Source organism: Marinithermofilum abyssi, assembly GCF_014641195.1.
GTDB classification, from domain to species: Bacteria; Bacillota; Bacilli; order Thermoactinomycetales; family DSM-45169; genus Marinithermofilum; species Marinithermofilum abyssi.
The window spans coordinates 285,540-309,579 of the sequence record NZ_BMHQ01000002.1 but is presented as its reverse complement, the minus strand read 5'-3'; the positions used below and the strand labels follow the sequence as shown (position 1 = coordinate 309,579).

21 protein-coding genes and 4 pseudogenes are annotated in these 24,040 nt (G+C 48.5%); 18 read left to right on the top strand and 7 right to left on the bottom strand.

The window, feature by feature from the left end:
- Nucleotides 1–133: 133 nt before the first annotated feature.
- From IEW70_RS03750 to IEW70_RS03740, 3 genes are all read right to left on the bottom strand, one after another.
- Nucleotides 134–748: a PH domain-containing protein gene (locus IEW70_RS03750; RefSeq protein ID WP_188646571.1), complete on the bottom strand. Its 615-nt coding sequence runs from the start codon at nt 746–748 to the stop codon at nt 134–136.
- A 156-nt stretch (nt 749–904) separates the two neighbouring features.
- On the bottom strand, nt 905–1,348 hold the full coding sequence (locus IEW70_RS03745; protein WP_188646570.1) for a DUF441 domain-containing protein: 444 nt from the start codon (nt 1,346–1,348) through the stop codon (nt 905–907).
- A 151-nt stretch (nt 1,349–1,499) separates the two neighbouring features.
- A complete protein-coding gene (locus IEW70_RS03740; RefSeq protein ID WP_188646569.1) occupies nt 1,500–2,216 on the bottom strand; it encodes a hypothetical protein in 717 nt (238 codons plus the stop codon).
- A 210-nt stretch (nt 2,217–2,426) separates the two neighbouring features.
- On the opposite strand from IEW70_RS03740, the gene IEW70_RS03735 reads away from it, so the two are divergent.
- Both IEW70_RS03735 and tpx read left to right on the top strand, forming a co-directional pair.
- Nucleotides 2,427–3,302: an SDR family oxidoreductase gene (locus IEW70_RS03735; protein WP_188646568.1), complete on the top strand. Its 876-nt coding sequence runs from the start codon at nt 2,427–2,429 to the stop codon at nt 3,300–3,302.
- Between the two features lie 168 nt (nt 3,303–3,470).
- Nucleotides 3,471–3,995, top strand: a complete 525-nt coding sequence (gene tpx / locus IEW70_RS03730) for a thiol peroxidase (RefSeq protein ID WP_188646567.1) — start codon at nt 3,471–3,473, stop codon at nt 3,993–3,995.
- 176 nt (nt 3,996–4,171) lie between these two features.
- Here tpx and IEW70_RS03725 read toward each other — a convergent pair whose 3' ends face one another.
- Nucleotides 4,172–6,415, bottom strand: a complete 2,244-nt coding sequence (locus tag IEW70_RS03725) for an immune inhibitor A domain-containing protein (RefSeq protein WP_188646566.1) — start codon at nt 6,413–6,415, stop codon at nt 4,172–4,174.
- Nucleotides 6,416–6,717: 302 nt separating this feature from the next.
- On the opposite strand from IEW70_RS03725, the gene IEW70_RS03720 reads away from it, so the two are divergent.
- From IEW70_RS03720 to IEW70_RS03685, 8 genes and pseudogenes are all read left to right on the top strand, one after another.
- Nucleotides 6,718–7,338, top strand: coding sequence for a helix-turn-helix transcriptional regulator (locus IEW70_RS03720; protein ID WP_188646565.1), 621 nt, complete (start codon nt 6,718–6,720; stop codon nt 7,336–7,338).
- Between the two features lie 20 nt (nt 7,339–7,358).
- Nucleotides 7,359–7,577 (top strand): hypothetical protein, encoded by a 219-nt coding sequence (locus IEW70_RS03715; protein ID WP_188646564.1) that lies wholly within the window; start codon nt 7,359–7,361, stop codon nt 7,575–7,577.
- Nucleotides 7,561–8,475 carry an MFS transporter gene (locus IEW70_RS03710; protein ID WP_188646563.1) on the top strand — a complete coding sequence of 305 codons (915 nt, stop codon included), beginning with the start codon at nt 7,561–7,563 and terminating at the stop codon, nt 8,473–8,475. Before IEW70_RS03715 ends, IEW70_RS03710 begins: the two co-directional genes overlap by 17 nt.
- A gap of 504 nt (nt 8,476–8,979) precedes the next feature.
- A pseudogene (locus IEW70_RS03705) lies at nt 8,980–10,248 on the top strand (APC family permease).
- A complete protein-coding gene (locus IEW70_RS03700; RefSeq protein WP_188646562.1) occupies nt 10,245–10,799 on the top strand; it encodes a bifunctional transcriptional activator/DNA repair enzyme AdaA in 555 nt (184 codons plus the stop codon). Before IEW70_RS03705 ends, IEW70_RS03700 begins: the two are co-directional and overlap by 4 nt.
- Before the next feature lie 321 nt (nt 10,800–11,120).
- Entirely contained in the window at nt 11,121–11,909 is a 789-nt protein-coding gene (locus tag IEW70_RS03695) for an SGNH/GDSL hydrolase family protein (protein WP_188646561.1), read from the top strand.
- A gap of 20 nt (nt 11,910–11,929) precedes the next feature.
- The gene (locus IEW70_RS03690) at nt 11,930–13,117 is read left to right on the top strand and encodes a styrene monooxygenase/indole monooxygenase family protein (RefSeq protein ID WP_188646560.1); all 1,188 of its coding nucleotides are present in this window, start codon (nt 11,930–11,932) and stop codon (nt 13,115–13,117) included.
- Nucleotides 13,118–13,419: 302 nt separating this feature from the next.
- Nucleotides 13,420–13,845 carry a VOC family protein gene (locus tag IEW70_RS03685; RefSeq protein WP_188646559.1) on the top strand — a complete coding sequence of 142 codons (426 nt, stop codon included), beginning with the start codon at nt 13,420–13,422 and terminating at the stop codon, nt 13,843–13,845.
- 312 nt (nt 13,846–14,157) lie between these two features.
- On the opposite strand, the pseudogene IEW70_RS18390 reads toward IEW70_RS03685, so the two are convergent.
- Nucleotides 14,158–15,291, bottom strand: a pseudogene (locus tag IEW70_RS18390) (MFS transporter).
- Between the two features lie 228 nt (nt 15,292–15,519).
- Here IEW70_RS18390 and IEW70_RS18385 point away from each other — a divergent pair.
- The 3 genes and pseudogenes from IEW70_RS18385 (at nt 15,520) to IEW70_RS03665 (ending at nt 18,834) form a co-directional block, all read left to right on the top strand.
- A pseudogene (locus tag IEW70_RS18385) lies at nt 15,520–16,311 on the top strand (LysR family transcriptional regulator).
- A 343-nt stretch (nt 16,312–16,654) separates the two neighbouring features.
- Nucleotides 16,655–17,878 (top strand): MFS transporter, encoded by a 1,224-nt coding sequence (locus IEW70_RS03670; protein ID WP_188646558.1) that lies wholly within the window; start codon nt 16,655–16,657, stop codon nt 17,876–17,878.
- A 44-nt stretch (nt 17,879–17,922) separates the two neighbouring features.
- A pseudogene (locus IEW70_RS03665) lies at nt 17,923–18,834 on the top strand (Gfo/Idh/MocA family protein).
- A 227-nt stretch (nt 18,835–19,061) separates the two neighbouring features.
- On the opposite strand, the gene IEW70_RS03660 reads toward IEW70_RS03665, so the two are convergent.
- Entirely contained in the window at nt 19,062–20,375 is a 1,314-nt protein-coding gene (locus IEW70_RS03660; RefSeq protein ID WP_229751803.1) for a YncE family protein, read from the bottom strand.
- Nucleotides 20,372–20,608 (bottom strand): hypothetical protein, encoded by a 237-nt coding sequence (locus tag IEW70_RS03655; protein ID WP_188646557.1) that lies wholly within the window; start codon nt 20,606–20,608, stop codon nt 20,372–20,374. Before IEW70_RS03655 ends, IEW70_RS03660 begins: the two co-directional genes overlap by 4 nt.
- 280 nt (nt 20,609–20,888) lie before the next feature.
- Between IEW70_RS03655 and IEW70_RS03650 the strand changes: the two genes are divergently transcribed.
- The 5 genes from IEW70_RS03650 to queC all read left to right on the top strand — a co-directional run bounded on the left by IEW70_RS03650 (nt 20,889) and on the right by queC (nt 24,019).
- Nucleotides 20,889–21,320 carry an SRPBCC family protein gene (locus IEW70_RS03650; protein ID WP_188646556.1) on the top strand — a complete coding sequence of 144 codons (432 nt, stop codon included), beginning with the start codon at nt 20,889–20,891 and terminating at the stop codon, nt 21,318–21,320.
- A 6-nt stretch (nt 21,321–21,326) separates the two neighbouring features.
- Nucleotides 21,327–21,659 carry an ArsR/SmtB family transcription factor gene (locus IEW70_RS03645; protein ID WP_188646555.1) on the top strand — a complete coding sequence of 111 codons (333 nt, stop codon included), beginning with the start codon at nt 21,327–21,329 and terminating at the stop codon, nt 21,657–21,659.
- A 479-nt stretch (nt 21,660–22,138) separates the two neighbouring features.
- Nucleotides 22,139–22,615, top strand: a complete 477-nt coding sequence (queD, locus tag IEW70_RS03640) for a 6-carboxytetrahydropterin synthase QueD (RefSeq protein WP_188646554.1) — start codon at nt 22,139–22,141, stop codon at nt 22,613–22,615.
- Nucleotides 22,608–23,336 (top strand): 7-carboxy-7-deazaguanine synthase QueE, encoded by a 729-nt coding sequence (locus IEW70_RS03635; RefSeq protein ID WP_188646553.1) that lies wholly within the window; start codon nt 22,608–22,610, stop codon nt 23,334–23,336. The genes queD and IEW70_RS03635 overlap by 8 nt, the downstream gene beginning before the upstream one ends.
- Complete coding sequence (gene queC, locus IEW70_RS03630) at nt 23,333–24,019, top strand: 7-cyano-7-deazaguanine synthase QueC (protein WP_188646552.1); 687 nt, start codon at nt 23,333–23,335, stop codon at nt 24,017–24,019. The genes IEW70_RS03635 and queC overlap by 4 nt, the downstream gene beginning before the upstream one ends.
- Nucleotides 24,020–24,040 lie beyond the last annotated feature (21 nt).

The following is a 24,040-nucleotide window of genomic DNA, read 5'->3' as shown; positions in this document are numbered from 1 at the left end:
TTTTTATCTTGTCTACATTTATGGGTTCAGATCAGACCTTATACTGGCGCCGACTGATGTTTTTTTAGTTGGGAAGATATTTAATTACCTAACCGACTCAAAGATTATATGCTCGATCAAGGTGTATATCGGATTAGTTGTTGATATAACGTTCAAAAACAAAACCAAAATCCTTGATGCTGTACTGTTTGCGCGTATCCATCAGCCAGGAAAAAGCAGCTTGATTCAGTTCTTTAAACTGTTCGACCAGAGCGCCTTCTGTTCGCACATGACGTCCCAAAGTTGACGAAGCCAAATCCAGACTCTGTTTTGCGTAATCCATTGCGATGGCATTCTCACGAGTAATTTCTGCGATTTTGATCAGGGCTTTATATAAATCCTTCAACTCTTCAAGGTGCTTCTTGTGAACATCGATAGAGTACTGTACATTGCCCATGGTGAACTTAATTTCGACATCCAAATCCATCGTTCCGGCTGTTTCCAGTATCACATTGGAAATGTGGTATGTACTGTAATCATAGCGGCGAAGCGTACGCTTTTTGCTGGCTGCGCTGGTTCCGTCCACATGGATAAGGGCTCTGTTCGTAAAGCAATATTCATCTGACTTCGATTTGATCAGAAAAAATATTTTTTCGTTGTCTTCATGCAGGACATAATCATCTGCATCGACTTTATCGTAATCTGCCGGTTTAATCACACTGCCTACATCACTTAATCCGAGCACATCAGAGGCTACTTTCCCAAACATATGATCAGCCCTTTCCTATTAATTCTTCGCTATATTATAATAACACAGCAGTGTCGAATAAAATGATAAATTGGAAAAATATCGAGAAAAGGTTCCTACTCCTCTGTTAAGGAGCAGGGAAATAAAAAGGGCCTTCGCCTCCCGAACAAAACAAATTCACTTTAACCAATGGGCAAACAACGAAAGCATACCGGCAGCGATCAAGGGACCGACAGGAACTCCCCGGAAAAAAGCCACTCCGACAATGGTGCCAATCAAAAGGCCAGTGACGAAATGGGGCTGAGCGGTTAATAAACCGGCTCCCTTCCCTCCGAGATAGGCAACAAAAATGCCGACGAGAATGGCGATCATCCCGGACATACTTTTAAAGGTATGGACAAGGTTGGATAACGGGATTTTATCCAGAGCAATCGGGGAGAGTACACCCATCGTCAAAACAGAGATGCCGATTTTCAATCCGTATTGATGGGTCCAGAGAAGGGGCTGCTCAAAGGGGATAAAGCGCAGAATGATTAAGCCGAGTGCTGCGATCCAAACGGCTGCATTGTTAGAAAAAACACCGAGAACAATAACAATCCCTAATATGATATAAGCATCCATACGTTTCTTCCTCTTTTCTACATCCATAGACCTGTTCATGGTAATCCTATTGTTTCATATTAACTACAGTCATTATGAGTAAAATCATCCGAAATCATTTGTCCGCCAAAAATAAGATGGCTTCCGGTAAGGCTGGAAGCCATCTTATTTTTTAACGGGCATACAAACCCTGGATAAACAAGCTTTGCTGTTGCGTCCAGTCCTGGCTAATCAACTGTTTGGCTTCCGGAGTCAACGGAGATAGCACCCGGAAAGGGATTCCCTTGGCCGTTGCCAGCCGGTCGACTCGCACCAAATCCTGTGTGCTCATATTCGCCCGGTTCCAGATTTCCAACGCGGTACCGTCCCGAAAGTGCAGATAGTAAGAGCCGGTGAAATGATCCTGTTCATGTCCGGTTTGGTAGGTGACAGAAATCCATTCTACGTCTTGCCATGAATGAGCGGTTTGATCTCCCAACGACCAAAAGTCCGAGTGAACGACACCTTGGGGCGTGACAGCGATATAGGAGTCCATCACCATTCCGCCCAGGGGAAGAGAAAGGATCAAGGGTACCAAGAACTTCCGTATGGTTTGACGCCACTGGGTGCGTCCGGCGCGCAACAGACTGCCGTACAGATAAAAGGTAAACATCAACAAAAGGATAAAGGCGGTAGTGGTGGCGGTATCTGCGTAAGGATGAAAATAAAGCGCATTCCCGGGGTGAAACAGCCATTGTTGAACCCAGTACAATCCCTGTACCAGCAAGGCGACGGGAAAAATCAGAACGGCGATGTTCCACAATGTTGTGCTGGCACTGTGGAGCAGCATGCGAGTGACAAGGAACAGTTTATGGGAAGACGGCGGTTTGGGCTGTTGAACGGCTTCCATAGGGCATTACTCCTTTTGGCCTGATGGATCTTCGTGCCTTTTATTTATGATTTCCTATTATATACGAACTCCGTTACATGCGGGTTACAAAAAGATATGCGGGTTACAAATGGATACCACTCCAGCACTTTTCGGCGGGGGTGGAAGGGAATGTGAGGGATCAGAGAAGGGAAAAGTATCCCTGACTCTTTCTGAAAAGGAGCATCCCATATGACCCATTCCTCTTGCAACCCAAAACCCACCTTGCAGCCTCCGCAGCACCAAAATCGTCAGCCGGGGTTGGAAACAGAGATGACCCCTCGGCCCGTCGCTGAAGATCCTCAGTATCGAGGCAGCGGAAAACTGGCTGGTAAAGTGGCGCTGATCACCGGAGGCGACAGCGGGATCGGACGGGCAGTCGCGATCGCTTATGCCAAAGAAGGGGCCGATGTGGCCATCGTGTACCTGGATGAACACCAAGATGCCACCGAGACGAAACAACAAGTGGAACAGGAAGGGCGAAAATGCCACCTGATATCCGGCGATATCGGACAGGTAGCTTTTTGTTTCCAAGCGGTTCAGCAGACAGTGGACAACCTGGGCCGGCTTGATATCCTGGTCAACAATGCCGCCGAACAACATCCCCAGAACGGGATCGAAAAGATCAGTGCGGAGCAATTGGAACGAACTTTCCGCACGAACATTTTCTCCTTTTTTTATATGACCCAAGCGGCACTTCCCCACCTGAAACAGGGCAGCGCCATTATTAACACCACATCGGTGACAGCTTACAAAGGCAATCCCATCCTGATCGATTATTCCTCCACCAAAGGAGCCATTGTCGCTTTTACTCGGTCCCTTGCTTTGTCGTTGGTGGAAAAGGGAATCCGGGTGAACGGAGTGGCACCGGGGCCAATCTGGACTCCCTTGATCCCATCCACGTTTACGGCGGAACAGGTGCGCTCATTTGGTTCCAATCAACCGATGAAACGGGCAGGGCAGCCGGAAGAAGTGGCTCCGTGTTATGTCTTTTTGGCGTCGGATGATTCCTCCTATATCTCGGGACAGGTTTTGCATCCCAATGGCGGGGAAATTGTAAATGGATGAGCGGGATCAGACCATCGGGCGAGATGGATCTGGAACAACCGGGGAGAAAAGGCGCACCGCCGCAGTGGGCGGGAGTTTTTTTTTAAAATAATCGTGATCAGACGTTTTTCGTCGCCGGATGCGGGAAAAGTATGATAGGATATCGGTAGACGACTACATAAGGAGGCAATGGACATGGCGGAAGAACGCAAAGGAGCCATAACATTCAAAGGCAACCCGGTAACCCTGATCGGACCGGAAGTAAAGGTGGGGGACCAAGCTCCCGACTTCAAAGTGTTGGCCAACGATTTGAGCGAAGTGACCTTGGCAGATAGCAAAGGGCATGTGCGTCTCATCAGCGTGGTGCCGTCCCTGGATACCGGCGTTTGCGATGCCCAAACCCGCCGGTTCAACGAAGAGGCTGCTTCTCTAGGAGAAGATGTCAGAGTGCTGACGGTGAGCGTGGACTTGCCTTTTGCCCAAAAACGCTGGTGTGGTGCTGCCGGGATTGATCGGGTGCAAACGTTGTCCGATCACCGGGATCTCTCCTTCGGCACTGCCTATGGCGTCGCGATCAAAGAACTTCGTTTGTTGGCCCGTGCTGTGTTCGTTGTGGACAAGAACGATCAAGTGGTTCATGCCGAGTATGTGTCCGAAGCCACCGAGCATCCGAACTACGAAGCCGCAGTGGAAGCCGCGAAAAAAGCCCTCTAAGCTCCGTTTTCGTGTTGCTGATCAAACCCGGGAAAAAGAATTCCCGGGTTTGTTTATTATTTCATAAAGGCGGGAGTGACCGAAAAAGCGAAGAAAAGCCAGTACATAGAGGAAAAAACCGGCGGTTCAACCCACAGGTTGACGCCGGTTTTTCAAAAATGGAGTGGCCATCTTCGTTACCGCCTGGAAATACCGATTACGGCTGCTTTGCCGCTGTCTACTTCTGTCTTCACGGTCAAGCGGAGCCCGTATTTGGGAAGGATTTTTCCGACCGACTCTGCTCCCGGCATGGAGTAATCCATAGCGTCATCAAAGGTTGGCACACCCTTCTGGGAGGGATAGTGCAGGCTTCCGTAGGTCAAATAGTTGTCGATATCGAGGGGAGACGTTTTGCGCAACCCGAATGCGGCATCCAACACCAGATAACGATCGGTTGCCGGTTTGCTGGGGTCGTTGTTCCAGTAGTGGATCCGCTGGTGGGCATCGACCACACCGACCAATCCGTAGCCGGGATGACTGCTGGTGTTGTTCTCCAGGTAGCGTCCGTCGTGATACCAGACCACCATACCCGGGTCGTAAACCAGGAAGCTGTCACCGCGGCGGTAGTGGGCCAAACCTTTGTCCATCCCGTTTTGGGTGCGCCATTCCACCAGATAGTAGTTGGGGTGCATGGTACCGCTGCCGTCAAAACGTTTAAATCCGGACAGATCGAACTTCGGCTGGTCCTCTCCTCCGTCTTCAAACAGTTTTTGACCGTCCCCCGTTACGGTGATATTGTCTGCGTAGAAACCGTCCAGGGCCAAGCCTCCGTCAGTGACATAGTTAAACTCCAACCGGATCTTCTTGCCTGCAAAGGCGGAAAGGTCAAGCTCCTCATTCACCCACTTGCCGTCGGTTTCATCGTCATAGGCTTTGATTTCTTTCTTTTCGTTGGTTGCGGTGTCAATGACATTGACGTACAGATAGTCGTAGCCTGTTTCAATCTTGCGCCATGAGTCAAAGGAAAGAGTGGCATTGGACACACCGGACAGATCGATGGTTTCCGAAGTCATCTTAGTGTTCAGGTTGTCACCCATGGTGGAGAAGTACGAATACTTGCCGGTAAAAGGCTGAGTCGGAGGTTTTTTTTTCACATCAGGCAGATTGATTTTGAGAATCTTGTTAAAGAGGTCTTCGCTGACCGCTTCTTTCAGCTTGACAGGCTTTTCGCTGCCGAGGTCCTTGATGTCCAGTTCCATCGGATGTGCCCAGTGGCCGCCGAAGGTTGCCTGCAGGAACAGTTTGGACCACGGATCAAAGCCGGTCGGCTGGGTGCCGAGGATTTTTCCGTTCCAGCTTCCGCTGGACATGAGCGACCAGGAGCCCACCGGGGAACCCAGACCGCCGTAGCTGGTGTCGTACAGGTCCGGCAAACCGAGGTTATGGCCGTATTCGTGAGCAAATACACCAACCGCCCCGTCTTCCGGCTGAATCATATAATCAAAGGCTTTCAGCGATGTGCCGGGGATGGCCGTCGGCTGTTTCAGCGTCCAGCGGTGGGACCAGATGGCGTCATCGCCGAGATCGCCTCCGCCGGCTTCTTCACCGGTACCGGAGTGGACCAGCATCAGGTTGTCCAGCAGACCGTCGGGCTCCATCACGTTTCCATCGCCGTCGATGTCATAAGGGTCCCGCTGATCGTATTGGGCTTCCTTGCCTTTGATCTGGCTGCCTACCGTTTCCAGTGTTTCTTTAACCAAATCGCGCGGAGCCTTGTCGTTGCCGGTGACCGCATCGTTTCCGCCGTAGTAGGCGGCTTCATGCTGCGCTTTAATCCAGGGAGTCACGGTGCCGTCGATATTCCAGGTGCCGCCGGATTGTTCCCTGTAGTACCTTGCCATCGTCGTCAGGTTCAACCCCTCCGGCGTTTTATATTCGTAAGGGTTGAACAGCATGCCGCGGTAGTGTTCCGGGCTGAAATCCTTGGTATACAAAGAGCCCTTTTCCGGCTTCAGCTGATTGTGGGTATAGTCCGGAAACTCGATCAGTGCTAAGACGAGGTTGTCTGTATGTATACCTTGGGATTGGTTTTGAACGCCTTCCCCCGCCTTTTTAGCCGACCGGGCCTGCATGCTCTTCAAGCCTTTTTCCGCTTTTTTTCCGAAAGCAGTAGAAGTGTCCACGCCGTGCGGAACATGACGTTTGGCCACATATTGCCGTACCGCGCGCTCCACTTCGTCCGGCGAGGCATTCTTGTCGATCACGCCCCGCTCTATCAGCGCCTTGGACAGGCGTTCCATGTTAACCGTACCCAAATCCATATGGGCTCCCTTCGGTTGTCCCGGTGCTTTCTTTTCCGCGGACACCATGGGAGCGGCGGTGACGGTTCCTATAACAAGGGCTGCGGACAGCAGTCCTGCCATCGTTTTGCCTACTTTCATACCCATCCTCCTTTATTGGTGACAAATCCCTTGAGAATACGGCGTAACAGGTTGCACACGAACCGTTTTCAGACGGGTGCCTATTGTCCCAAAATTAAGACGTATAATATTTCGCTAAGGGGCTTTGAAATCCTGCAAACAACGGAGGGATTACAACTTTTTTCTTTCACCATCAGAAAAAGGGGTTTATGTCAGGACAAGGACACTTGATGCGCCGGATTCCGTTTTTTAATCAGAAATATTTGACTAATAAAATGACATACGATAACATAACGGAGCGATATATCAGAGGGGTGGTTTGGATGTCAGTAAAACACATTTTACTAGGTGTCCTTAGTTGGGCACCCAATTCGGGATATGGCATTAAATCGGAAGTGGAATATCGTGGGCGGGAGCTAGGGTGGGGTCGTGTTAGTTTTGGGAGTATTTATCCCCAACTGAAGAAGCTTGAGTATCAAGGGTTAATCCAAACTGTATCTACTGAGGAGGAAGGCAGAAAGACTAAAATTTACGAGTTAACAGCGAAAGGATGGAGGGAGTTATCCCATTGGCTTGAGCAACCTCCCTCTCCTCCCGAAATGAGGGACGAACTCCAGATGAAACTGAGCTTCTGGGATACGGGTAAACCCGAAGACCGAGAATCATTAATAGATCACCTGGAGCTACGTCGGAAAGAAGCGAAGGAAATGTTGGATCATTTTGAACAATGGTCTAGCAATGATTATTCCGCAATTGGTGAGATCAGTGGACTAGGGATGGATTACCTGAAGGACCGGCTTCGACTAGATATTGAATGGTACGGACGCATGATTCGCCAACTGGAACAACCACCGACTCCACCCCGTCAGGATCCGCGAGGTTTATTTAAACAAGCCAGTCAAAGAAAACGCGATGCTCTCTCCGAAAGTATGGATTTAAAATGACACATAAAGCTGGGGGTGCCATGAACCGTTCCGTTTTTGTTCCACTTACCATCCGCTCATATCGCCAATTGTTCACAGCTCAGGTTTTTTCTGATCTGGGGAATTGGTTCGACTTTATAGCTATTGAAGCTTTGATTGTTTACCATTGGGGGCTAGGAGCTGGCGCCTTAGCTGCATTTGCTGTTACTATGGGAATTCCCATGGATTTTAATGGGTCCTTGGATGGCTGTAGTGGTTGACCGGTCATCAAAAAAACAATTAATGATCATGTGCTGCTTATTACGTATTCCATTTGTTATTGGTTTCATCCTGGCTCCGAACCTATACTTTCTTCTTCCGCTTGTTTTTTTTAAGGAAGTACTGGACGTCATCTTTGACCCAGCACGACAAGCCTACATAAGGTTTGTCGTTCCCCGAGACCAGCTACAAGAAGCCAACGCGTTAAGTCAACTATCCATGAATGGTGCCAAAATTACTGCACCAGCACTTGGAGGGTTGATTGTCGCGGCCTTTGATCCACAGATGGTGTTTATACTGGAAGTTATTGGTTTTTCGTTGGCATCAATCGCTTTACTCCGCCTTCCTATAGAGGAGAAAGAAAAGAGTAAAAATAAGGAAGGTGGACTTTTTTGGAGCGATTTTGCGGATAGAATTCGTTATATTCGGTCGAATCGCATTCTAGCTTTTAATATTGGATCGATGACTTTTTCCATGTTTATCATTAGTCTTTATGACAAATTAATTGTTCTTTGGACAAAAAATCTTGGAATAGGTATTGACGGCTTTGGAACTATTCTGAGTGCAGTTGCTGTGGGGAGTATTGTTGGTACGTTCTTGGTCACACCCTTCAGTCGACTATTTGAGAATCCTCTAATGATGAGCGCTGCAGCTGGTCTGTTGGGAGGTGGTATATGGTTATTGATTGGAATAGGGGGTTGGAGATGGGTTACTGCCCCTTTTTTTGTATGGGTTGTTGTATGGTTTTGGGTAGGCATCATGAGTCTCTTTTCTTCTATTACTTACACAACACTTATACAATCTGAAACGCCACCGGAAATGATCGGGCGGATTATTGCTGTTACACATGGGTTCCAAAATACCGCATTGCTTATTTCTCCTTTACTTGGAGCCGTCTAGCAAAATGGATCGGTATAGGAGGAGTTTTCTTCTCTGCAGGAGTTTCTTTCATATTGTTTTGCTCTTTGATTCCATGGTTTATTAAAAGATACAAATTGGAACCAAAGAGAGACGAAGGAGAACTAGCTTCTTAGAAAATTCGACCAACCGGTGTACTCGGTTAATAGCTAAACACCTTTTCTATCGCCTATTCCCATTCTTTGGCGGACACCCACTGTACCGAACGCAAGGAAAAGGAACAGGGCGGGGTGGTCATCGGTCCGGGTTTCAAGATCTGAGACAGCTGCAACCGTGCCTCAACTGCAAGGGGGACGGTTCGTGCAACGTTACCCTTCCCTTTCGGGGTACAAATTACATCGCAAAAAAACCAGACGATCTTTTCATTGGATTGTGATATTTAAAAGGTGATCCCTCTTTTCCCCTGTGGTCGAGTTCTTGGGAAGAATGGTCGGTTAGGTTTGGACGTGAAAAAAGGATGTAATTGGCAACTAGGGAGGGGAAAATATGAAACGGTCCATTCATTTGCCTGAAGCCGTCGCTTTATATATTACGGCTATTCTTGGTTCAGGGATTTTGTTTTTGTCAGCAGTACAGCGACGATCGCGGGCCCGGCCTCCATTTTATCTTGGACGATCATGATCCTGTTTAGCTTCCCTTTCGCCTATACATTTGCCGCGTTATCCCGCTCATACCCCGACGCTGGGGGAGCGGCCACTTTTGTTCGCATGGCTTTCGGGGAACATACGGGAAATCTCGTGGGATGGTTTTATTTTTTTACAGCTGCAATCGGGCAGATTATTGTTTCTTTGACAGGTGCTAGTTATATCGGTAACTATTGAAATTGCTTTGATCGCCTGTTTCATTTTGTTTATCGGAGGTCTATCCAATCATTTTGGAATACGGATAAGCGGAAAGTTGTCTGTGGTGCTTAGTACTCTTTTGCTCATTTTATTGTGTATGGCAGTGGCGGTCACATTGCCATCCGTTCGCTGGGAAAATTTTCAGCCCTTCGCTCCCAAAGGATGGTATCCGGTAGGAACGGCTGTTATTATGATTTTTTGGTCCTTTTTCGGATGGGAAGCAATCTGCAGTCTGGCGGATCGGTTCAAACATCTAAAGAAGGATTTAGTACGTAGTGCACTAATTAGCGCAATGGTTATCGGTACAGTGTTTCTTCTTCTCAGTTTTATTACCGTTGGAAGTGGAACTTATGGAAATCTGGAAAGTGATTCATCGCCAGTGGGAGTCATGGTCCATCGTGCTTTGGGTTTTGGGGCGCAATGGATTACCGCCATTTTGGCTCTGATTATATGTACGGGTACTGTCAATGCTTTTGTCGCCAGTCTGACCCAACTCGGTTATGCATTAAGTCGAGATCGGGCTTTTCCTTCTTGGTTTTATTATTTAAATCCCCACACCGAGACACCGACCCGTGTCGTTTGGCTGGTCGTCCTATTTGCCGGGTTCGGTGTTGTCCTGACCACGTTTATAAAGGTTCACTTTACCCGATTGCTGTTTATCCCGAATTCCTTGGGCATGGTGGTCTATATCCTCTCTATGGCCGCGGCCCTTAAATTGTACAATAAAAACTCCAAACCATGGATTAGCGGTCTAATCTCCCTGATTGTGCTTGCTCTCTTTGTTCCTTTTCTGGGTTTGCACATTTTGGTTCCCGCAGTGGTGAGCGGAATGTATTTCTTATACATGAAAGCAATCAGGAGACAAGGGGAGAATCATGGGAATATGCAACACGGAAAGGGAGGCGGGCGATGAAGATTCAACGTGAAAAGATGTGGGAAGCCGTTGTTCAGTGTGATGGAAAGTATGACGGATCTTTTTATTATGCAGTAAAGACAACCAAAATCTTCTGCCATCCCTCATGTAAATCCAAAACGCCCAAGCAGGAGAATGTAGAGTTCTTCTTTGATATAGAGGAGGCATTACGGAAAGGCTATCGACCTTGTAAACGGTGTCGTCCTGATTTGTACCGCTCTTATGACCCCAATCAAGAAGTGATTAAAGAGGTGAAAAAAGTTCTGGAAAATGAATTCGATAAACCCTGGACTCTCTACAAATTATCCGAACGTTTTGGAATCAGTTCGTACCATCTACAACGATTGTTTAAGAAAAAAACAGGGATGAGTCCAAAACAGTATTTAATCCACATTCGCATTGAACAAGCTAAGCTTTTATTGCTAAATGGAGAGAAAAATAATACGGACATCTGCTTTATGGTAGGCTTCAATGATCCTTCCCATTATTACAATGTTTTTCGCAAAGTAACGGGCTTGTCCCCGCTAGCGTTTAAATATCGCCATTCTTAAAACAAAACTAGACTGGCACCGATTATCCTCTCCGTAGAAGTCGAACCTTGTCTACCGGACATCACCACCGGGCTAGGGAAACGCTTCTGGCAGGGACAAAGGCGAAAGCACCGGGGGTTTCAAAACCAAAACCATTCCTAGTATAAAAGCACAGTTGAATCTGTTGGATCTACAAAATAAATCGACGGCTCCCTAATTAAAGGGCCTGATTTTTCGGGCTTTTTTTGACCAACTTTCAAATAAAAATCTGAATAAAAGGAATATAAGAAATATTGTTGAATTTAATTAAGAGAATTTCAAATTTTTAAAGGAGGAGTAGCTTTGAAACGACGGATATTTTCCTCAATCCTGACAGTATTCCTATTGTTGTCTGTATTCACTTTTGGACTTGCGACAGAGGTTGCAGCGGCGACTACCTGGGAATATACATCTCTGGGGGATTCACTCGGAACCGGATTTGGAGCCTGGTACGGTTATGTTCCCCGTTACCGGGATCACATGGGGAAGGATACTGGAAATAACGGGAACCTGACCAACCTGAGTCAAAATGGTTGGACGAGTTCCGATCTGCTTTACGCCCTACAGACAGATTCAACCTTTCGCAGTTCGGTTGCATCGGCGGATGTTGTCACTTGGGACATCGGGGGAAATGACCTTCGAGAAGCCCGAAATAAATACTTGAACGGAACCTGCGGCGGAACAGACAACGAAGACTGCCTGCGGGAAACGGTAGCAACCTTTAAGAACAATTGGTTCCAAATCGTCGGGATCATTCAGGATCTCCGAAATGGACAAACCACAAACTATAAAACTATAAACGTCTACAATCCGTATGTCAACGAGGATAAAGATGCTTTGAGCTATGATGGAACCGTGACGCGGTTTGAAGTGTTTAAACCGTATCTCGATCAAATTAACCAATACATTGACGCTCAACAAACTCTAGGGTATGAAATGGCGGATGTGTATACGGCTTTTAATGGTCCAAACCATAATATAGATCCTGAACAGAAAGGTTATATTTGGATTGACGGTCTACATCCCAATGACACCGGTCACAAAGTCATCGCCGAGGAGTTACGACGTTTGGGATATGATCCACTCCGATAACGGGTGAAAGGAGCAATATCTTGAAGAAACAAATCGCCATCGTAGGAAACGGAACAGCCGGATTGCAACTGGGCTACTCCCTGAAACAGGAGTTTGACGTAACGCTTTTCCACCATCCGACAGCCGACGAGATCCAAAACGGACGCATCCTTTCGACCCAGGTGCACTTCCCGCCGACGAGGGAACGGGAAGAACGCTTTGCCATGCCGAAATGGGAATCGGCGCCGCCCATCCGCAACATCCATGTGACTATTGGAGACAAAAAGCTCTTCATAGGGAAGCTGTACGGAACGGCTTCTTCGGTAGATCAGCGGTGGGCTTTTCCCCATGCCATGAGGGATCTGGAAAAACAGGGGGTCTCCTTGCGGGAGGGCCGGGTTTCTCAGGCGGATGTGACGCGCCTGGTGAACGAATTCAACCTGGTGATCGATGCTACGGGGAAATCGGGTCCGCTGGCTCCTTTCCCCATCGACAACAAACTCTCCCCCTTCGACAAACCGCAACGGAAATGCATCGTTGGTTATTTCAAAGGTGTGGATCCCGTCTATCCCGCCGGGATCTCCATCACCGTCCTGCCCGGTGTGGGGGAAATGTTTGAGATCTCGGCGTTGACCGAAAACGGGCTCGTGACGATCCTGTTCATCGAAGCGGTTCCCAACGGGGATCTCGACGCGTTCAAAGGCGTGAAGTCCACCGATGTCTTCGCGGAGCGCATAGCGGATACCGTGCGCCTGTTTTTCCCGGACATCCATCGGCGGATCGATGGACGCAAATTTGCGCTAGTGGATGAAAAAGCCTGGCTCCAGACCGCTTTCACCCCGGTCATCCGTCGCCCTTACCTCATACTGGACGGCAAGTTGATCGTGAGTTGCGGCGACAGCGTGTTCCTCAACGACCCGATCACGGGGCAGGGCTGCAACACGGCATCCTTCTGTGCGGAAAAGCTGTACGAAACCCTGATGGATTATCGGCAGTCCTCCAACTGGGACGAGCGGCTGGGCGAGGACTATTGGAACCGGACCCGGCCTTACATCCAGGCCGTGACCGAATGGACCAACGCCATGATGGGCCCCCTCCCCGAATCGATCATCCAAACGTTCCTCCAGGGGGCTGAAGATCAATCGGTCGCTGACCAGGTGGCCGCCTGGTTCAACGACCCGCGTAAAGCCCATGCCGCTTTCTTTCCGGACGCCGTGCGGCATGAATAATAGCCTTTGGTCACCCTGTACGCTAATAAAGTAGTGCCAAAAAATCACCGAAAACGGCGGATTATTGGTATCCGCCATTGCTCAGTTTCTTTACCAAAGAGAAACACCTTGATCGGTTTCAACTCACATATATTTTTTGTCACACCTTGTAAGGAATTTACCAGAACGCTCGACTTCATTTTCTGATAACGGGAGGGTTTCGGCTGAATTTTAACTACTGGCTGAGTTACATTTTGTAACTTTTGTTATATACTAGAATTTGGTACCTACCGATCATATATGAACCAAGGAGCTGATGAATCATGACATTGCGATTGACCCCTTATTTAGTGATGGACGGAAATGCAAAGGAAGCTATCCAATTTTACGAAAAAGCATTGGATGCCAAAGTCCTTTATATCCAAACTTTCGGAGAAATGCCGGAAAACCCCGAATTCCCTATACCAGCAGATGCAAAGAAACGTGTGGCACACGCCATGTTAAAAGTTGGGGAAACGGACCTTATGTTTTCTGATACGTTTCCGGGTCAACCCCATCAATCGGGCAATCAAGTTACCATCTGTATTTCAACTAACGACATGGAAAGATCAAAACAAATTTATGAATCCTTGCAGCAAGACGGTCAAGTGAACATGCCACTGCAAGAAACTTTCTTTAGCCCTGCTTACGGTATTGTAACGGACAAGTTCGGCGTGACTTTTCAAATTTATACTGAGGGCCAAAACTAAAATAAAAGGGTGAAAGTCCGGACTATAGCTGATAACTGCCACCAATTCCTTACCGGTAAGGGGATCTTGGTTGTGTACATAAAATTGCAAGACTAAGATTTAGCCCGAGAGTTGGCCCTCTCGGGCTATTGGTGTTGTTGTCTGACGTGAAAATCGTGTCCGCTTTTTGTCTCGTCTCCCTTCTTGTCGTTGAGTTCGTCGTCAAAAGTCGCTGCTCGGGCAAAAGAGATCTTCTTCAGCTTCTCTCGATCTTGAAAAAAGAGATAGTCTTTTTCCAAATCACAATTCAACTCTACTGTATCTTGTTGATTCTTACTTTTTCGCGATGATTATCAGCTGTCCCAGTAAAGTCACTAGTACAAGACAACCAGCAGTAAACGGAAGTTGGGAAGGGGCCAATCCCGCTAACATAACAATACCACCGAGCGCGGAACCGATCGCACTACCTAAATAATTAGCGGAACTGTTTAAGGCAACCGTCGCTACGCCGTGATTCGGTTGTAAATGAAGTAACACGTGTTGTTGTGGGGCTTGCGAGGCCCATCCCATTGCGCCCCAAAGAACAAATGGTAGGAAGGCTAGTATGGGAAATTTCAGCCCAAATGGTAGGCTGAACATGGCAAAAGCCAATATGGCTAAAATACCGGCCATGAGCAAACCTGGACGTCCCGTACGGTCAATGAGAGCGCCGATGGAGAAACTTCCGATCACGCCACCAATGCCCCATGCCCACAGATAAGGCGTTATGTAATCAATATCTGCTAGGTTATGCAAGATTTAAGCAATGTACGTATAGAGCCCCAAGCTCGCAATACTGGTTAACAAAGTGATACCAACGGTTGCTGAAACACGTTTATTGGTCATCATAGCCACACGTTGACGTAGTGACGGGGGCGCTGAGGCAGGAAAGTTTGGGAGACCGATAACAATACCAAGCATGGCAACAAGACCGAGTACAGTGATTAACCAGAGAGTTCCTTGCCAACCCAGATGTTCAGCAATGATTAATCCAACTGGAACCCCAACGACCGTGCCCATGCTCATCCCACCTAAGGTCATCCCAAGGGCACGTCCTCGTTTCTGTTCGGAAACGAGGGAGGAAGCAGCTGCGGCTGCCAGCGGGGAATAAAGCCCAGCTCCGATCCCTGCAATTGCACGGGACATAAGCAGCAAGGGGAAACTCGAGGCAATTGCACTAGCCCCGTTGCCTACAGAGAATACAGCAAGTGCCAGTAATAAAAGTTGGCGCATGGGTTTTCCAGCCAGCAGCGTTGCAAAAATGGGAGCAGCCAGTGCATAACAAAAGGTGAAGACACTAACCGCTTGTCCCGCTTGGGAAGCGTTTATTTTAAACATTCCCGCAATATCAGGCAACAGACCAGCCACCACATAGGCATCAAACCCAAGAGCGAACATTCCCATAGTGAGAAGAAGAACTTTTTGCATGGCGACCTCTCCGTTCCGTATCAGGTATTTTTGTCGTTATAATTAATTAAGCGCTTGACATTTAAAAGATTATCAATAACTAAAGACAAGCAGAACGATCATTATTTTTGAAGGGTATAACATATGGTTATATCTATTGGAGTGAAAACAGATGAATATAGAGTGGTTACAAAATTTTGTTGAAGCCGCTAAACAAAAAAGCTTGTCTAAGCAGCCAAAGCACAAAACATTTCTCAGCCGGCTTTAAGCAAACATATTCGTAACCTGGAACATGATCTTGGCATTGTTTTGTTTTATCGAACGTCTACTGGTATTGAACTGACAGAAGCAGGCAAACGCTTCTACAATCGAATTGCTGAATTAACCACCATTCGTCAGGAGTTAAGGCAATTTCGCCGAACGAACCCCATAGCTATAGGGAGTTTGCCTAGTCTGGCAACTTACTATTTACCTCCAAGAATCAAGGGATTATCTCACTCAGACCGACCCGTGACATTAATGATTCAGAACACTTCAGGGGAGCTTATACAATCATTGCAGGAAGGAAGGCTTGATGCGGTCTTTGTTGATGCAACGTATATCGGGGAGTCGTTGTGGAGCTGTGAATTATTTACGGAGTCTTACTATGCGGTGTTTCCTTTTACACCATCGTTTTCGTTCGCGAAAAATGGTTAAGCTTGCCGAACTGTGTGAAGAGCCACTGATCGTTCATCAAGCTCCTTGTGATACACGAGAGCATATCATCAAGCAATGGAATTGCTAGGTCACAAGCCGAACATCATCAACGAGGTAGCTTTTGGTGACTTTATTTTTGGAGCTGTAACAGCTGGAATAGGAATCACAATTGTCCCTGAATTGATGGCCAAACATATGGGTCATTTGCAGCTGTTCGCTCTACCGATTATTGATTTTGGAAGAAAACGATCCATTTCTATAGCGACCCGTAGTCGTAAACTTGGATCGCAATTACATATGTTATATCGACGTCTGTTGAAACTGCTTTTAATAAATAATGTGTGAAACAGAGGTAGTTCGGAAACATCGGGATTGGTAAAAGACCACAAAAACCGCCTGAAATCCTTGGTACGGCAAGGGTTTTAGACGGTTTTTCCATAAAGAGTGTAACGTAAACTACGTTATATAACTTTATTGCATTTTACATGCATTTTACATGCGTAACGGACTGTATACGATAAACAGGACAAAATAACTTCAGAAATCTTGGGCTATAGTAGTGTTATGTAGTGTTTATAAGCGCTCCACATGCGAGACAGCTGTATAAGGAAAGTTAGGATTCGGGAGGGGGTTTTTGGTAGAGGATATTTTTAAAGTGTTTCGAAGGTTTAGATGGAGGTGAAGACTGATGAGAAACGCATTGCTTATGATTTTCAAGAAAAAAGATTATTTGGTGCTGCTGATCATCATGTTGTTGTCTGGTATCTCCGTTTCTGCGAGCATTCCCTTAGTGACCTTATTTCTCACCAAAGAGTTGGGGGCTAGCCAATCCGTTTCCGGTCTGTTCTTTCTTACCTCACTGGTTACTCCCTTTATCAACCTTTACACCGGGCCACTATCTGATCGTCTTGCTTCAAGAAGGCCGGTCATTACGACCGCTGCTTTGCTGTTAGCGATCGGTTGGGCACTAATTGGCGTGTCTACTCATGTGGTGATGGTATTTGTCATCGGGGTTATTTTTCTACAGTTCCTCGGTACCCTCAACGCACAAGTATTTGCGCTCATTCGAGACGTCATGGACCGTGATCAGGAAAAGCGAGAAGCGACGGTTTCCAGTACGATACGAACGGGTTATTCCTTTGGCTGGACATTGGGACCCGTAGTGGGCAGCGCGATTGCCGGGATGCTGGGTTATCGGGCAGCTTTCTTCTTGACCGCATCCTTATTTCTCTTGATCCTTATCCCATTGCGATGGGTAGGCACTCGAAAATCTTCTTGTGAGAAGTCAACCCATGACAAACGTCCGCTAAAACCATGGAAGGTCCACAATAAACCATTGCTCATTTATGGTGGAGTGTGCGTCCTCGTTCTTAGTGGTGAAACGATCCGTTTAGCTTATCTGTCTCTTTTGGCAGTAAATAAGTTAGAGCTTAGCGTTACGCAACTGGGAAGCATCATGTCAGTTGCTCCTTTAACGGAGTTGGTTGCTATGCCCCTTGCCGGCATGTTAGCGGATCGTTGGGGCCTGAATAAATTGCTCTTGGGAGGCTTTCTGATCGGTCTGTTCTCCTACCTGATTTTTGCTAACAGTTTTGAGTCCTGGCACTTATATCTTGCTCAGATTCTCCATGCGATTCTCATAGCCATTGTTTTTGGTCTTGGTGTCACTTACGCACAACAGTTGTCTCCGGCATCCCCCGGCCTTGCCAGCTCCATATTTTTCAGTGCACAATCCCTTGCCTTATTCGGTGGAAGCGTGTTAGGAAGCCTTGGTGTGAAGTGGGTTGGCCTTCCTCAAATATTTTATCTACCCACCATGATCGTCGGATTTGCTTGCCTCGTTTTTGTGTGGAATGATCGAGTGAGATCTTCGCGAGAGAACGAGACTTTAAAGGTGGACAGCGCAATTTGAGCATGTGGCTGCCTATGGGGAGCAACAAATAAAGGAGGAAAGACATGAGGCATCCCAAAATCGGAATCATCGGACTCGGGTCTATTGCACAGAAAGCATATTTGCCACTATTAACCTTCGAAGAAAACTGGAAACTAGTAGGTGCGTTTTCTCCGACGCAAGCGAAAAGGAAACAAATATGAAGACAATATCGTATGGAATCTTTTGCAGATGTAACTTCATTACTCACTGCTTGTGATGCTTTATTTGTACATAGTTCCACCGACTCGCATTATGAGGTTGTTGACAAGGCTCTTCGGGCAGGAAAAGATGTCTATGTTGACAAACCACTTGCTGCTACTATAGAACAAGCAGAACAGTTGGTCGAATTGAGCAATAAACTGAACCGAAAACTGATGGTCGGATTTAATCGACGTTTTGCTCCTTTTTACATTGAAGCAAAACAAAAAAGCCAAAAGATTGCCTGGATCCGTATTGAGAAACATCGAGTCAACGGGATTTATCCGAACCATACATTTAACTTTACCCTTTTTGATGACTACATTCATCTGGTGGACACGGCTCGTTGGGTGGGTGCTCATTCCATTACAGATGGAATGATACAGAAAACTGAAAGTAATCAACTCTACTATGTTCAGCACCAACTGACATCAGAATCATATCCCATTACGACATCCATGCACCGACAAGCAGGAACGAACTTAGAACAACTGGAGATTGTTTTAACTGGCTCCATCCTTCGTGTAAAAAACTTAGAGGTGATGGAGATAGAAGAAAACGGAACCGTTCAAACGAAGTCTTCGGCTTCATGGGACTCCATTCTTAAACGACGAGGATTTGAAGGAGCAGTATATCACTTCATTGATTGTCTAATCCAAGATAAGGAACCCAAAGTCAACGGGTGGGAAGCGCTTCAGTCCCAACTATGGGTAGAACAAATGATCAAACGCATGTAAAAAGTATCAACCTAGCGTATCCATGCTGTTTTTAGAAAATCACCCGGGAATTCCTTAAACGGTTGAGTGCCGAGGAAACTGACCCCAGCATGCAATGTGGACACAAATTAAACGGCTCCTTGTACGTTAAGGGAACCGGTGTTATTTTTGCCGGATTTTCCTGTCTGAAATCCTCTGCTTGGCTCCTCTCCTTTCGTTTTTCAGGGCGTTTTATCTTCGTCTGAAAGCTACCACGGACTCTTTGTGGGACAGCTGTCGCTGTCCTGCTCCGAACCCGACAGGTGCTCCACGTAATCGTGACGGATGACCCCCATGCGCATCCGTTGCGGGTGGTTGCCGACGGGGATCCGGGCGATCTCCTGCTCGGTGTCGTAGTCGAGAACGACTACCGAGTCATCGCCGCTGGCCGAGACGAAGCAGTACTGCCCGTCGGCGCTGTTGGTCGCCCAGTACGGCTTGTCCATGTTCGGGAACAGCTTGTACTCGAACGTCTCACGATCCACAATCGCGGCGTAGTTCGACATCGCCCCTGCGACACAGAGCTTCGTGCCCTCAGGGTTGATCGCCAGCCCGTGGTGAGCGGAGTCGAGGAGATACTGCTCGCGCGGGGTGTTCTTCGCTTCCTCGCTGACCGGGAGGTGAGCGAGGCGTAGCGGCGTAAGGGTCTCCAGATCGAACTCGACAAACCCGTGGAAGAACGACAACTGCATGTAAGCGGACTTTTCGTCGGGGGGGATGGCCATCGGCCTGACTGCCGCGCTGTAGCCCTCATAGCCGTGCTCCTCGAGGATCTCGCCGATATCCAGGCGCTTGATCACCTCGTTCGTCTCGGCGTCGACGATCTGGAACCAACGGTCGCCCTTCGTGGAGTCGAGGGCCGGCTGGTCCGCCGGGGTCCAGACGTGTCCGATGCTTGCGTGATAGATCCGCTTGCCGTCGGAGGAGTAGTTGCTCTCGTGCGGTGAGTCCCCGGACTGGAACTCACCGACTTTGCGGCCCTCCACCGGGTCGATCACGTGGACCTTCCGGGCTGTGGAGTCAGACACAAGGAGGCGGGTACCGTCGGGAGACATTGCCATGTGATCCGACCGGTAGCCCTCCATCGGCACGCGCCAGACGATCTCCTGTGTCCGGAGGTCGATGCCTACCACATCAGCCAGGCTGGGTCTTGAGACGTAAACGTAGCGACCATCGTGCGACGTGAACATGTCGTCCACGTACTGATCGTTGCCTTCCCCGACGAGCTGCCGAATCGCCAAGTAGTACCCGAGCGCCAGGGGATTGGTAGCGATCTCTCGCTGGCGCTCCTTTAGATCTGGGATGACGTTGATCCGACCGAGCCGGGTAAAGTCCTCGGGGTCGATGATGTCCGCCGTGCCGTCCCAGTTGTTGCCGACGAAGAGGACCGACCGTGTCTCCGCTCTTTCCGGCGGTGCCTGGGACGCGGTCGCGATGCCCGCCATTGGGAAGACGGCCACGACGGCGACCATGGCGAGCTTTGCCGCCAAACGGGTGCCAGTCCTCCGCAGTGCAGTAATCATCGATAAATCCCCCGTCGAATCAGCTCTACACTCTCTACATCCCCAACCAGCAGCGTCCAGAGGCTGGGTGACCGATGACGCTGCAACCGCACCCCGCCAGTGCGGTGGAAGGATTTTTCTCCCTCTTCAGCACGAGGGGCCATTCCCAAGTGGCCGCTCGCCTGTTTGTACTCAATGTTCCCGTTGATCGCCTCACCCCAGGGTATGGTCCAGCTCTCTTCAAATACCACCATGCGATTCACCTCTTCTGTCGGATTTATATATCAGAATTGTATAATAATTATGAGCAAGTTCCAAATGCATGTCCTGAGTGTGAGACTAAGAAAAACTGAACATCGATGAAACAAGTCCTTGAACAGAATAGACCCTCTATTTTCGCGTAAATAATGGGGGCGGAGGGGGGAGGAGATCCTTTCTATCAAATAAAATTCGCTTGACATGAAACCAAAAGGTTGCTTATCTTCATAATAAGAAACCATTTGGTTTCATATTAACTCTTACATGGAGGGACCTATGAAGGAAAACAGACAGAACAAGTTGCCAGACATTCGTCATACAGTCGTATTTGACGCACCCATTCAGAAAGTATGGGAGGCTATTTCCACTTCAGAAGGCATCGCCGCATGGTGGATGCCAAATGATTTTCAGCCAAAAATAGGACATGAATTCACTCTGGAGTCACCTTTCGGACCTTCACCCTGCAAAGTACTGGAACTCGATCCTCCTCACCGACTTACCTTTGCTTGGGATGAATTCGGTTGGCGTGTTTCTTTAGAATTAAAGGAGCTAGAAGGAAAAACACAGTTTACACTCGTTCATTCTGGTTGGGGAGAACCTGATGAGATTGTTCCGAAAGCGTCAGCAAAACATTCAGTGATCCGCGACAGAATGGACAATGGTTGGGAGAAGCTTGTTAACGACAATCTCCGCAAGTTGGTTGAGTGAGATCAAGTGTCATCCGCGCCAAAGCATGACGTCTTTCAGGCAATCGCCGATCCCACCCGCCGTAAACTGCTCAGACTGCTTTCTGAGAAAGAGGAGATGCACCTAACCGCTCTAAGTAAACACTTTCCGATGAGCCGTACGGCTGTTTCCAAGCATCTGCGCATTTTGTCAGAAGCGGGACTTGTGAGTGAGCGCAAAGTTGGGCGGGAGACGCGGTATAGGCTTCAGCCGGAAGCATTACTCGAACTGAAGGAATGGCTCTCCCAATACGAACAATTTTGGGAAAACAAGATCTCTGTACTCAAACACTTCGTGGAAAACGAGGAAGCAAACGAATAGGGTGAATACCAGCGAGCTGTTATCAGGGGAGAATTAGATTATATTTCTGCCATCTTGAAGATTCCGCACACTTCTGTCCTGTTGTTCTGCGTCAGGGTCGTTGCGTCTCTGCTTACCTATGTTCTGCCAGAGGGAAGCTTCGAGCGGTTGGAAGATCCGTCTACGGGGAAAACCATGGTTCAGCCGGACGGGGGGAGAAGTGCCGATGTATGAGGCCGCGGTTCGATATCCTTTTGGTGAAGTCCGGTCATCAACAGGATTTGTCAGCCGGGGAGATAAAAAAAACCGTCCGTTCCGGCGCAAATATGATACACTAATGTTTGGCGATCTACGTATCGCTTCACAGAGTGTCGCAAACCCACCACTCTTAAAACAACACTAGGGATCCTGAAAAGTAAACCATTCCCCTGAAACAGCTGAAGCAGTGTTGCGTTCAGGGTTTTTCACGGATCCCCCTCAAACAACAAGGGGGTTTTTTCATGGAGTTTCGCATTCCGGACAAAGTGGAGAAGCTGGGGACGGACATTCAGCGTCACGAGCTGAAGTACCACCACAAGCGAGTGGCGGTTACGAAGGCCTTTACCTTTGATGCGGCCCATCATCTCCACTGTTACGAAGGAAAATGCAAAAACCTGCACGGGCATACGTACAAGCTGGTGATCACCATCAGCGGTTTTGTGGATGAAGTAGGCATCGCCGTCGATTTCGGGGACATTAAGCGAATGTATGAAGAAGGGATCAAGTCCCGTTTGGATCATCGGTATCTAAACGAAGTCCTGCCCAATATGAATACGACGGCCGAAAATATGATCGTCTGGATCTGGGAAGAGCTGGATGCCTGTCTGGAGCGGGAAGGTCTGAAAAAAAAGGGCCATCGTCTCGAAGAACTGGTTCTTTATGAAACACCCACCAGCTATGCTACCTTGAAGCGGGAATGGATGGAAGCCGATGCGTAAATGGGATCTGCCTGAAGCATCGGTGTACAGAAAATGGTCCCTGCCGATGGTGGAGATCTTCGAGACGATCGAAGGCGAAGGGACGGCTGCTGGTTATCCGACCGTGTTTGTCCGCGTCTTTCATTGCAACCTGCGCTGTACCTGGTGTGATACGCCCTACAGTTATGCCCCTGCACAGCCGGAATTTGAAGCCACCATCGAAGAGATCGTCGAGAGAATTGGTCGCTTTTCCAGCCGCCGGATTTGTTTTACGGGGGGTGAACCCCTGATTCACCGGGAAAAATCGGCTGCTCTTCTGGCCGCGATGGCTTCTCTGCCTCATATCGAGGACATTCACATCGAGACGAACGGTGCCATCGATTTGGCTCCCTTTGATGCGCTTCGCCGGAAGCATCCGGAATGGGAAAGAAAAGTCCGGTTTGTCATGGATTACAAGCTCCCCGCTTCCGGGGAAGAACACCGGATGATCCGGGACAATTTTCGTTATTTGACTCAACGGGATGAAATGAAGTTTGTCATCGGCAGTGAGGAAGACTTTCGTCACGCGGTGGATGTGGTAAAGCAGCACCATCGCCAGGGTCAGGTATTGTTCAGTCCGGTATGGGAAACGATGCCGCCCCGCCGGTTGGTGGAAAAAGTGCTGGCTGAGCCCCTGCCCCAAGTAAAAGTGAGTCTTCAATTACACAAGATCATATGGGATCCCGCGGAGCGAGGTGTATGAGGTTGGAGAAAAAAGCAGTGGTTGTGTTGAGCGGCGGTTTGGACAGCACCACCTGCATGGGGATCGCCCAAGAACGAGGTTACGCGTTGTACCCGCTGACGTTTCATTACGGCCAGCGTCATGACCGGGAGGTGGAGCAGGCCAAAAAAGTGGCGGCTCATTATAAAGTAAAAGAACACCGGGTTGTGGATATCGGCTTTTTGAATCAAATCGGTGGGAGCGCCTTGACAGATACGGCCCTGGATGTACCGACAGAGGGGACGGAAGGGGAGATTCCGGTTACGTATGTTCCCGCCCGGAACATGATTTTTCTTTCCCTGGCCAGTGCCTACGCCGAAACCATCGGTGCCGAGGCAGTCTATATCGGTGTGTCGGCAGTGGATTACAGCGGTTATCCGGATTGCCGCCCGGAGTTTATTCGCAGCATGGAACAAACGGTTAACCTGGCGACCAAGGCCGGGGTAACGGGTCAGCCGATTCGCCTGGAGGCCCCGCTCATCCATTGGACCAAAGCTCGTACGATTAAGGAAGGCTTGCGCCTCGGTGTACCCTATCACCTGACGACTTCCTGTTACCAGGGCGGGGAAGCGGCCTGCGGAGAGTGCGACAGCTGCCGCCTCCGGCTGAAAGGATTTAAGGAAGCGGGAGCAGAGGACCCGATTCCTTATGTGAACAGAGGCTGATGAAAAGCCGGGATTTTCTCC

Excerpts from the sequence above, each read along its gene's own strand:
- IEW70_RS03700 (WP_188646562.1), top strand. The coding sequence starts at position 10,245 with ATGAAGATTCAACGTGAAAAGATGTGGGAAGCCGTTGTTCAGTGTGAT.
- IEW70_RS03650 (WP_188646556.1), top strand. The coding sequence starts at position 20,889 with ATGAAGGAAAACAGACAGAACAAGTTGCCAGACATTCGTCATACAGTC.
- IEW70_RS03710 (WP_188646563.1), top strand. The coding sequence starts at position 7,561 with ATGGCTGTAGTGGTTGACCGGTCATCAAAAAAACAATTAATGATCATG.
- IEW70_RS03735 (WP_188646568.1), top strand. The coding sequence starts at position 2,427 with ATGACCCATTCCTCTTGCAACCCAAAACCCACCTTGCAGCCTCCGCAG.
- IEW70_RS03685 (WP_188646559.1), top strand. The coding sequence starts at position 13,420 with ATGACATTGCGATTGACCCCTTATTTAGTGATGGACGGAAATGCAAAG.
- queD (WP_188646554.1), top strand. The coding sequence starts at position 22,139 with ATGGAGTTTCGCATTCCGGACAAAGTGGAGAAGCTGGGGACGGACATT.
- IEW70_RS03655 (WP_188646557.1), bottom strand. The coding sequence starts at position 20,608 with ATGGTGGTATTTGAAGAGAGCTGGACCATACCCTGGGGTGAGGCGATC.
- IEW70_RS03670 (WP_188646558.1), top strand. The coding sequence starts at position 16,655 with ATGAGAAACGCATTGCTTATGATTTTCAAGAAAAAAGATTATTTGGTG.
- IEW70_RS03720 (WP_188646565.1), top strand. The coding sequence starts at position 6,718 with ATGTCAGTAAAACACATTTTACTAGGTGTCCTTAGTTGGGCACCCAAT.
- IEW70_RS03660 (WP_229751803.1), bottom strand. The coding sequence starts at position 20,375 with ATGATTACTGCACTGCGGAGGACTGGCACCCGTTTGGCGGCAAAGCTC.
- IEW70_RS03745 (WP_188646570.1), bottom strand. The coding sequence starts at position 1,348 with ATGGATGCTTATATCATATTAGGGATTGTTATTGTTCTCGGTGTTTTT.
- queC (WP_188646552.1), top strand. The coding sequence starts at position 23,333 with ATGAGGTTGGAGAAAAAAGCAGTGGTTGTGTTGAGCGGCGGTTTGGAC.
- IEW70_RS03740 (WP_188646569.1), bottom strand. The coding sequence starts at position 2,216 with ATGGAAGCCGTTCAACAGCCCAAACCGCCGTCTTCCCATAAACTGTTC.
- tpx (WP_188646567.1), top strand. The coding sequence starts at position 3,471 with ATGGACATGGCGGAAGAACGCAAAGGAGCCATAACATTCAAAGGCAAC.
- IEW70_RS03635 (WP_188646553.1), top strand. The coding sequence starts at position 22,608 with ATGCGTAAATGGGATCTGCCTGAAGCATCGGTGTACAGAAAATGGTCC.
- IEW70_RS03725 (WP_188646566.1), bottom strand. The coding sequence starts at position 6,415 with ATGAAAGTAGGCAAAACGATGGCAGGACTGCTGTCCGCAGCCCTTGTT.
- IEW70_RS03715 (WP_188646564.1), top strand. The coding sequence starts at position 7,359 with ATGAACCGTTCCGTTTTTGTTCCACTTACCATCCGCTCATATCGCCAA.
- IEW70_RS03750 (WP_188646571.1), bottom strand. The coding sequence starts at position 748 with ATGTTTGGGAAAGTAGCCTCTGATGTGCTCGGATTAAGTGATGTAGGC.